9 protein-coding genes are annotated in these 8,161 nt (G+C 70.4%); 4 read left to right on the top strand and 5 right to left on the bottom strand.

From position 1 onward, the window contains the following. The coding region (locus ABDW35_RS26420; RefSeq protein WP_343716841.1) for a TCP-1/cpn60 chaperonin family protein at nt 1-683 on the top strand (683 nt) is incomplete at its 5' end. A 198-nt stretch (nt 684-881) separates the two neighbouring features. On the opposite strand, the gene ABDW35_RS26415 is transcribed toward ABDW35_RS26420, so the two are convergent. From ABDW35_RS26415 to ABDW35_RS26405, 3 genes are all read right to left on the bottom strand, one after another. Beyond that, entirely contained in the window at nt 882-1,838 is a 957-nt protein-coding gene (locus tag ABDW35_RS26415; protein WP_343716840.1) for a DUF1186 domain-containing protein, read from the bottom strand. A 46-nt stretch (nt 1,839-1,884) separates the two neighbouring features. Beyond that, a complete protein-coding gene (locus ABDW35_RS26410; protein WP_343716839.1) occupies nt 1,885-2,949 on the bottom strand; it encodes a dipeptidase in 1,065 nt (354 codons plus the stop codon). 82 nt (nt 2,950-3,031) lie between these two features. Then, nucleotides 3,032-3,946: a LysR substrate-binding domain-containing protein gene (locus ABDW35_RS26405; RefSeq protein WP_343716838.1), complete on the bottom strand. Its 915-nt coding sequence runs from the start codon at nt 3,944-3,946 to the stop codon at nt 3,032-3,034. A gap of 118 nt (nt 3,947-4,064) precedes the next feature. Between ABDW35_RS26405 and ABDW35_RS26400 the strand changes: the two genes are divergently transcribed. After that, nucleotides 4,065-4,778: an SDR family oxidoreductase gene (locus ABDW35_RS26400; RefSeq protein ID WP_343716837.1), complete on the top strand. Its 714-nt coding sequence runs from the start codon at nt 4,065-4,067 to the stop codon at nt 4,776-4,778. Between the two features lie 33 nt (nt 4,779-4,811). Next, on the top strand, nt 4,812-5,606 hold the full coding sequence (locus tag ABDW35_RS26395; protein WP_343716836.1) for an SDR family oxidoreductase: 795 nt from the start codon (nt 4,812-4,814) through the stop codon (nt 5,604-5,606). Here ABDW35_RS26395 and ABDW35_RS26390 read toward each other — a convergent pair. After that, the gene (locus tag ABDW35_RS26390) at nt 5,525-6,478 is read right to left on the bottom strand and encodes a helix-turn-helix domain-containing protein (RefSeq protein WP_343716835.1); all 954 of its coding nucleotides are present in this window, start codon (nt 6,476-6,478) and stop codon (nt 5,525-5,527) included. The genes ABDW35_RS26395 and ABDW35_RS26390 overlap by 82 nt on opposite strands. A 135-nt stretch (nt 6,479-6,613) precedes the next feature. Here ABDW35_RS26390 and pobA point away from each other — a divergent pair, with 135 nt between their 5' ends. Beyond that, nucleotides 6,614-7,780, top strand: a complete 1,167-nt coding sequence (gene pobA, locus ABDW35_RS26385) for a 4-hydroxybenzoate 3-monooxygenase (RefSeq protein WP_343716834.1) — start codon at nt 6,614-6,616, stop codon at nt 7,778-7,780. A gap of 134 nt (nt 7,781-7,914) precedes the next feature. On the opposite strand, the gene ABDW35_RS26380 is transcribed toward pobA, so the two are convergent. Beyond that, on the bottom strand, nt 7,915-8,161 hold a 247-nt coding region (locus ABDW35_RS26380), incomplete at its 5' end, for a GMC oxidoreductase (protein WP_343716833.1).

Below are 8,161 nucleotides of genomic sequence, written 5' to 3'. Positions count from 1 at the left end.
TCGGCACCGCCAAGCGCGAGCGCATCGCCAAGGAGGAGACCACGATCGTGGACGGGGCCGGCGGCAAGAAGGAGATCGAGGGCCGCATCGCCCAGATCCGGGCGCAGATCGAGGAAACCACCTCCGACTACGACCGCGAGAAGCTGCAGGAGCGGCTGGCCAAGCTGACCGGCGGCGTCGCGGTGATCCGGGTCGGCGGCGCTACCGAGGTCGAGGTCAAGGAGCGCAAGGACCGGGTCGACGACGCGGTGCATGCCACCCGCGCCGCGATCGCGGAAGGCGTGGTGCCGGGCGGCGGCGTCACCCTGCTCTACGCCGCCAAGGCGCTGGAGAAGCTGAAGGCCGCCAATGACGACGAGCGCGTCGGCATCGACATCGTCCGCCGCGCGCTGCAGGCGCCGGTGCGCCAGATCGTCGAGAATGCCGGCGGCGACGGGTCGATCGTGGTCGGCAAGCTGCTGGACGGCGCCGACATCAACCGCGGCTACGACGCCCAGAAGGGGGAGTTCGCCGACCTCTTGAAGGCCGGCATCATCGACCCGGCCAAGGTGGTGCGGATCGCGCTGCAGGACGCGGCCTCGGTCGCCGGCCTGCTGATCACCACCGAGGCGCTGATCACCGAGAAGGTGGAGAAGAAGCCGGCGGCCCCGGCCGCGCCGGGCGGCGGCGACTACGACTTCTGACGTTCCGGCGTTCTTCCACTGTCATCCTCGGGCTTGACCCGAGGATCCAGGGACGGCCAGAGCGGCTCTTGGTGGCCCCTGGATTGCCGGGTCAAGCCCGGCAATGACAGAGAGAGAGAGAGAGAGAGAGAGAGAGAGAGAAGGTCCGACGGCGGCCATGGGCTCCTCCCATGGCCGCTTCGCTGCCAATGCCCCGTCCTACTTTCCGAGGCAGCATTTCTTGTACTTCTTGCCGCTGCCGCAGGGGCACGGGTCGTTTCGGCCGACGTCCCGCGCCGGATTGATCGCGGGTTCGCCATACGCGATGGATGGCCATCCGCGCGGAACCAGCGGATCGTCCAGATCATCGAGCTCTTCATCCAGATCGTCGAATTCCTCGTCCAGTTCCCCTCTTGCATGCCGCACCCGGTATTCTTCAGAGAAGCTATACCAGGTCGACAGGGTGCCGACCGTATCCATGAACGGCATAAGGCGGCCGGCGATGAAGCCGGCCATCCGGTCCGGGTCATCGAGCGTCCGCCGGAGATCGTCGCGGAAGTCGTCGACATCCATCATCGCCACCGGCTCCAGGAAGTCGTTGATCAGCCGTTCTGCCGTCGGCGCCAGATCCTCGTAGCCCAGGGACGACACGGCCGTCGTCCATCCTATCCAAACAGCATTGTCGTCCCGTGGCTGCATGTGCTCGGCGAGATGGAGCAGATAGGCCTTCATCTCCTCGTCGGAGATCGCGCCCATGCGGCAGTGATAGGCCAGGGCTTCGAATGCAGCCTCGCGCACGAACTCGCCAGCGGCCGCGTCCTCGATGACCGCCTTCAGCGGCGCGAGATCGCCGTCGTAGGTGCCGATCAGGATCCGGTCGAAAGTCTCGGTGATGGCCTCGCCGAGAATCCGGTCCATCGCCTCACGGTTCCGAGCCAGGCGGCAGAGGACCGGGAAGGCCCGTGTCTCCATCCTCTCGCCGAGGAGGTGAATGACGAAGAACAGAACGGTTTCGATGTCCTCGGAACGGTCGTTGCCGTCGGCGTAGCGCTCCACCAGCTCGATGAATCGCGGGCCGGCCTCTTCCCAATGGTCCAACGCCCAATTCATCGCATCGACGGGCAGAACGCCGGCCGGGGCCTGTGCGAGAGCCCGAATCACCTCATCCACGGTCATGGAGGCCCTCCGCTTCGCTGCCGGCCGTCCGATCAGGATACCAGCCCTAGCCGCCCCAGGTCCGTTCCAGCACCCCGAACCAGTTCTCGGTGCCCAGCTTGCGCAGCAGCGTGTCGTCATAGCCATGGGCGCGCAGCGCTTCGAACAGCCGCGGCAGCCCGGCCACGTCCTTGATCGCCGCCGGCACGGTGGCCCCGTCGTAGTCGGAGCCCATGCCGACGCCGTCCTCGCCCAGCCGCTCGATCAGCGCGTCGAGGTGCCGGATCATGACCTCGAGATCGGTGTCGGCGTTCATCGACCCGTCCGGCCGCAGGAAGGCGGTGGCGAAGTTCAGCCCGACCATGCCGCGGCTCTCGCGGATCGCGTCGAGCTGCCGGTCGGTCAGGTTGCGCGCATGCGGGCAGACCGAATGGGCGTTGGAATGGGTCGCGACCAGCGGCGCCGAGGACAGCTCCGCCACGTCCCAGAAGCCCTTCTCGTTCAGATGCGACAGATCGATCAGGATGCGGCGCTCATTGCACAGCCGCACCAGCTCGCGCCCGGCCTCGGTCAGGCCCGGGCCTGTATCCGGCGTGCTCGGGAAGGTGAAGGGCACGCCATGGCCGAAGGCGTTCGGCCGGCTCCAGACGATGCCGAGCGAGCGCAGCCCTGCGGCATAGAGCAGGTCGAGCATGCGGAAATCGGTGTCGATCGCCTCGCAGCCCTCGATGTGGAACACCGTGGCCAGCGAATCGCGGGCGATGGCGGCGCGGATCTCGGCGACGCTGCGGCAGACGCTGAGGCCCCCTGCCCGCTCCAGCCGCAGCAGGATCGAGGCCATGGCGATGGTCGAGGCCTGGGCGTCGGCCAGCCCGAGCTCCGGCGGCAACGGCACGGTGTAGCTGCCGCCCTTCATCCGGTCGATCGGGCTGCCGGAGCCCTGCACCGGCGGCGGGAAGATCGCGAACATGCCGCCGACGAAGCCGCCTTTTCGCGCCCGCGGGAGGTCGAGATGGCCGGTCGTGGTGCCCTCGATGAAAGCCGCCTCTGCCGAGGCCGCGTGGGATTTCAGGAGGCGCAGCAGGACGTCATTGTGCCCGTCGAACACGGGAATGGGCGCAGGCTCGGTCATTGGGTCCATCATCTCGGAGGCGCGGCCGCGGGTCGGCCGGATGTCCGCGAGTTGAGCAGCCCCGGCGCACCCTGGCAAGGCGTCATGGCCGTCCGAGCCGCCGGGCGGCGACGCGCAGCTCGGCGCCCAGCACGTCGAGGAAGGCGCGGGTCTTCGGCGCTAGGTGCCGGGCCGAGGGGAACACCGCCTGCAGCGGCGAGGCCGGCGACGGCCAGCCCTCCAGCACCCGGACCAGCCGGCCGGCGGCGAGGTCCCCTGCCACGTACCAGATCGATTTCAGCACGATGCCGGCGCCGGCCAGCGCCGCCTCATGCGCCACCTCGCCGTCATTGCTCATGATGGTGCCGGAGACGGCGGCCTCGACCGGCGGCTCGCCCGGCCGCGCAAAGCTCCAGGCCGTCATCGGCGGGTCGCCATAGACGATGCAGGCATGGCGGGCCAGCTCCGCCGGCGTCTCCGGCCGGCCGTGCCGGGCCAGGTAGTCCGGCGCGGCGCAGGCCACCCGCCAGTTCGGCGCCAGCTCCCGCGCCATCAGCGTGCTGTCGGGCAGCGCCGCCTGGCGGATGGCGAGGTCGATGCCGTCCCGCACCAGGTCCAGCACCGCGTCGGTGGCGGTCACCTGCACCCGCACCTGCGGGCAGTCCGCCTGGAACCGGGCCAGGATCGGCGCGATCCAGCGGCGGGCGAAGGCGGCCGTGGTGGTCACCCGCAGCAGGCCGCGCGGACGGCCGTCGCCGCCCACCGCCTCCTGTGCCGCTTCCAGCTCCGCCAGGATGCGCAGCGCCCGCTCGTGGAAGGCCGCGCCCTCCTCGGTCAGGCTCAGCCGCCTCGTGGTGCGCTGCACCAGCCGGGCGCCCAGCGCCGCCTCCAGCCGCGCCAGCCGCTTCGACACCACCGCCAGCGACAGGCCGAGATCCCGCGCCGCCGCCGACAGGCTGCCGGACGCGGCGATGCGGGCGAAGACGGCGATGTCGGCCAGGTTCTCGATCGGGCCCATTCTCAACGATCCGGAAAGAGTGGTTTTCCAGAAGCGAGTATTATTTCTAGAACGCGGAGGATCCAGATTTTCGCGACCATCGGCCGGAGGGGTCGGCGGAGAGCGAAGGAGAGAGACGATGGGCGATCTTTCGGGCCAGCGCGTGCTGGTGGTGGGCGGCAGCTCGGGCCTCGGCCTGGCGGCGGCGCAGGCGGCCGCCGGCCTGGGCGCGGCGGTGACAGTGGCCTCGCGGTCGCAGGAGAAGATCGACGCCGCCGTCGCCGCGATCGGCGCCGGGGCCGAGGGCCGGGTGCTCGACACCACCTCGGACGCCGCGGTCGAGGCCTTCTTCGCCGGCGGGACCGTCTACGACCATGTCGTGGTCACGGCCGCGCAGACCAAGGTGGCGGCGGTGCGCGAGCTGCCGCTGGCCGACGCCTTCGCCTCGATGAACTCGAAATTCTGGGGCGCCTACCGCGTCGGCCGCGCTGCGCCGATCCGCGACGGCGGGTCGCTGACCTTCGTCACCGGCGTGCTGGCGATCCGGCCGCGCAAGGGCGCCGCGATCCAGGGCGCGATCAATGCCGGGCTGGAGGCGCTGGCCCAGGGCCTGGCGCTGGAGCTGGCGCCGGTGCGGGTCAACACCGTCTCACCCGGCCTGGTGGTGACGCCGCTCTACGACCGCATGGCCGCCGATGCGCGCCAGGCGATGTATGACCGCGCCGCCGCGACCCTGCCGGCCGGGCTGGTCGGCCAGCCGGAGCATATCGCCACCCAGATCCTGGCCTTCATCACCAACCCTTACGCCACCGGCAGCACCGTCTATATTCATGGCGGCAGCGCCCTGGTCTGACGGCGGGCCTTTCCCGCAGCACGGAGCCACTCCATGAACATCGACCTGTCCGGTAAAACCGCCCTCGTCACCGGCTCCACCACCGGCATCGGCTTCGCCATCGCCCAGGGCCTGGCGGCCGCCGGGGCCGAGGTGATCGTGAATGGCCGCAAGCCCGCCGCGGTGGCGGAGGCGATCGGGCGGATCGGCGAGGCGGTGCCCGGCGCCAAGCTGCGCCCGGCCGTGGCCGACGTCTCGACCGCCGCCGGCTGCGCCGAACTGCTGGCGGCGGTGCCGGAGACCGACATCCTGGTGAACAATGTCGGCATCTTCGAGATGAAGGAGTTCTTCGACATCCCGGACGAGGACTGGACCCGGTTCTTCGAGGTCAACGTCATGTCCGGCGTGCGGCTGTCGCGCGCCTATCTGAAGGGCATGCTGGCGCGGGACTGGGGCCGGGTGGTGTTCATCTCCTCCGAATCCGGCCTGAACATCCCGGTGGAGATGGTGCATTACGGCTTCACCAAGACGGCGCAGATCTCGATCGCCCGCGGCCTTGCCAAACTGACCCGCGGCACCGGCGTCACCGTCAACTCGGTGCTGCCGGGCCCGACCATGACCGAAGGGGTCAAGGAGTTCCTGCGCGAGATGGCTCAGGAGGGCGGCAAGTCGATCGAAGAGGCGGCGACAGAGTTCGTGCGCACCCACCGGCCGACCTCGATCCTCGGCCGCATGGCCACGACCGAGGAGGTCGCCAACATGGTGGTCTATGCCGTCTCGCCCCAGGCCGCGGCCACCAACGGCGCGGCGCTGCGGGTCGATGGCGGCGTCGTCGACGCGCTCACCTGATCCCGGTTGTCGCCGCCGCGGCGGAAGTCGCGCGGCGACCGGCCGGTCTGCTTCGTGAACAGCCGCGAGAAATAGGCTGGGTCGTTGAAGCCGAGGGCGTAGGCCGCCTCGGCCACCGGGGCGTTGGTGTAGAGCAGCAGGCGCTTGGCCTCGAGCAGCAGCCGGTCCTGGATCAGCCGTGCCGGCGGCGCGCCGGCCACCCGGCGGCAGGCGGACCAGAGCTGCTTCGGGCTGACTGCCAGGGCACGGGCGTAGTCCTCGACCTCGTCATGGGCGCGGTAGCGCTGCTCGATCCGCTCGCGGAACCGGGCCACCAGCAGCGCCTGTGGCCCGGGCGCCGCCCGCTCCCCGCCCCCGGCCTGCGGCGCCAGGCGCAGCACCTCGACCAGGATGCCGACCAGCAGCGCCTCCACCGCCGCGGCGCGGCCGGGTGCCAGCCAGGCCAGTTCGCGCGACAGCCGGCCCAGGCTGGCGCGCAGGAAGCCCTGGTCGGTGACCGGGATCACCGCCAGCGCGTCGAACAGCGGCCGGAACTCCGGCTCGCGCCGCACCAGCTCGCGCAGATAGGCGTCGGACACGGTCAGCACCGAGCCGACCGTCTCCGGCTGGAAATCGAAGCCGTGCACCAGCCCGGCCGGCACCAGCAGCAGGCAGGGCGCGGGCAGCCGGATCGACCGCCCCTCGGCCCGCACCACGCCACCGCCGCGGGTGAAGTGGAAGACATGGTTCAGATTGGCGTGGGAATGCGCCCGGATGGTCCAGTCGCTGGGCCGGCTGCGATCCTCCAACGCCTCCAGATGCAGGAACCGGTCGTCGACCGTCCGCGGCGCCTCGCCATAGAGGAAGAAGCTGGGAATCGCTGGTGTGTACACGGCAGCCTCGCCCCCTGAGCGCCGGCTTCGCGCGGCCGGCCCGGGAAGAAATGTCCAAGTTTTCCGAGGCCGCGTCCATGGCTTTCCGTGCCGCTGCATCTAGCATCCGGGGAACGACAGGCTCCGGGAGGCCCCATGCGCACCCAGATCGCGATCATCGGCGCCGGACCGGCGGGGATGGTGCTGGCCCATCTGCTGCACCGCGCCGGCATCGGCGTCGTGGTCGTCGAGCGCCGCAGCCGCGACTATGTCGAAGGCCGGGTCCGCGCCGGGGTGCTGGAGCAGGGCACGGTCGACCTGCTGGACCGGCTCGGCCTCGCCGACCGCCTGCATCGCGAAGGGCTGCCCCATGCCGGCACCAACCTGGCGGTCGACGGCGAGCTGTTCCGCATCGACATGCAGGCCCTGACCGGGTCCTGCATCACCGTCTACGGCCAGCAGGAGGTGATGCGCGACCTGTTCGACGGCGCCGAACAGCGCGGCTTGGCGGTGGTGTTCGAGGCCGGGGACGTGGCGCTGCACGGCATCGACACCGGCCACCCCTTCGTCACGTGGCGGCAGGACGGCGCCGAACAGCGCCTGGACTGCGACTTCATCGCCGGCTGCGACGGCTTCCACGGCGTCAGCCGCGGCTGCATCCCCGACGGCGTGCGGCGCGAGTTCGAGCGGGTCTATCCCTTCGGCTGGCTGGGCGTGCTGGCCGAGGTGCCGCCGGCCCATCACGAGCTGATCTATGCCAACCACGAGCGCGGCTTCGCCCTGGCCAGCATGCGGTCCGCCCATCGCAGCCGCTACTACGTGCAATGCCCGCTGGACGATCGGGTCGAGGACTGGCCGGACGATCGGTTCTGGGACGAGCTTTGCCTGCGTCTCGGCCCGCAGGCGGCGGTGGTGCGCGGCCCGTCCTTCGAAAAGAGCATCGCGCCGCTGCGCAGCTTCGTGTCCGAGCCGATGCGCCACGGCCGGCTGTTCCTGGCCGGCGACGCCGCCCATATCGTGCCGCCGACCGGCGCCAAGGGGCTGAACCTGGCCGTGTCCGACGTGGTCATGCTGGCCGAGGCGTTCGAGGAGCACTACCGCGACCGCTCGGCTGCCGGCATCGACGGCTACTCGGCCCGCGCGCTGGCCCGGGTGTGGAAGGCGGAGCGCTTCTCCTGGTGGTTCACCGGCCTGACCCACCACTTCCCCGACACCGGCCCGCTGGAGCGCCGGCTGCAGCGCGCCGAACTCGATTACATCCGCGGCTCCCGCGCCGCCCAGACCGTGCTGGCCGAGAACTATGTCGGGCTGCCGATCGTCTGACTTCCCTGTCGTCCCTCACCGTCATTGCGAGGAGGCGAAGCCGACGAAGCAATCCATTGTCCCGCACGAGCTGCGGGATGGATTGCTTCGCTGCGCTCGCAATGACGATGGTGGCGGTTGCGAGAGGACGCCTCCTACCCCGCATCCGCCAGGATCATCTCCGCCCCCTTCTCCGCCACCATCATGGTCGGGGCGTTGATGTTGCCGGCGGTGACATTGGGGAAGATCGAGGCGTCGACCACGCGCAGGCCCTGCAGCCCGTGCACCCGCAGCCGGGCATCGACCACCGCGGTCGCCGCGTCCGGCCCCATCGCGCAGCTGCCGCACAGATGGTAGATCGAGCCGCTGTTGGCCCGGAACCAGCCCAGCAGCGCCGCGTCG

Origin of the sequence: Inquilinus sp. (assembly GCF_039594555.1) — a bacterium.
Lineage (GTDB): Bacteria > Pseudomonadota > Alphaproteobacteria > DSM-16000 > Inquilinaceae > Inquilinus.
This window is presented reverse-complemented; position numbering and strand designations above follow the sequence as displayed.

Bases quoted from the DNA above. Each gene is read 5' to 3' on its own strand.
- ABDW35_RS26415 (WP_343716840.1), bottom strand. From the start codon at position 1,838: ATGACCGTGGATGAGGTGATTCGGGCTCTCGCACAGGCCCCGGCCGGC.
- ABDW35_RS26410 (WP_343716839.1), bottom strand. From the start codon at position 2,949: ATGACCGAGCCTGCGCCCATTCCCGTGTTCGACGGGCACAATGACGTC.
- ABDW35_RS26405 (WP_343716838.1), bottom strand. From the start codon at position 3,946: ATGGGCCCGATCGAGAACCTGGCCGACATCGCCGTCTTCGCCCGCATC.
- ABDW35_RS26400 (WP_343716837.1), top strand. From the start codon at position 4,065: ATGGGCGATCTTTCGGGCCAGCGCGTGCTGGTGGTGGGCGGCAGCTCG.
- ABDW35_RS26395 (WP_343716836.1), top strand. From the start codon at position 4,812: ATGAACATCGACCTGTCCGGTAAAACCGCCCTCGTCACCGGCTCCACC.
- pobA (WP_343716834.1), top strand. From the start codon at position 6,614: ATGCGCACCCAGATCGCGATCATCGGCGCCGGACCGGCGGGGATGGTG.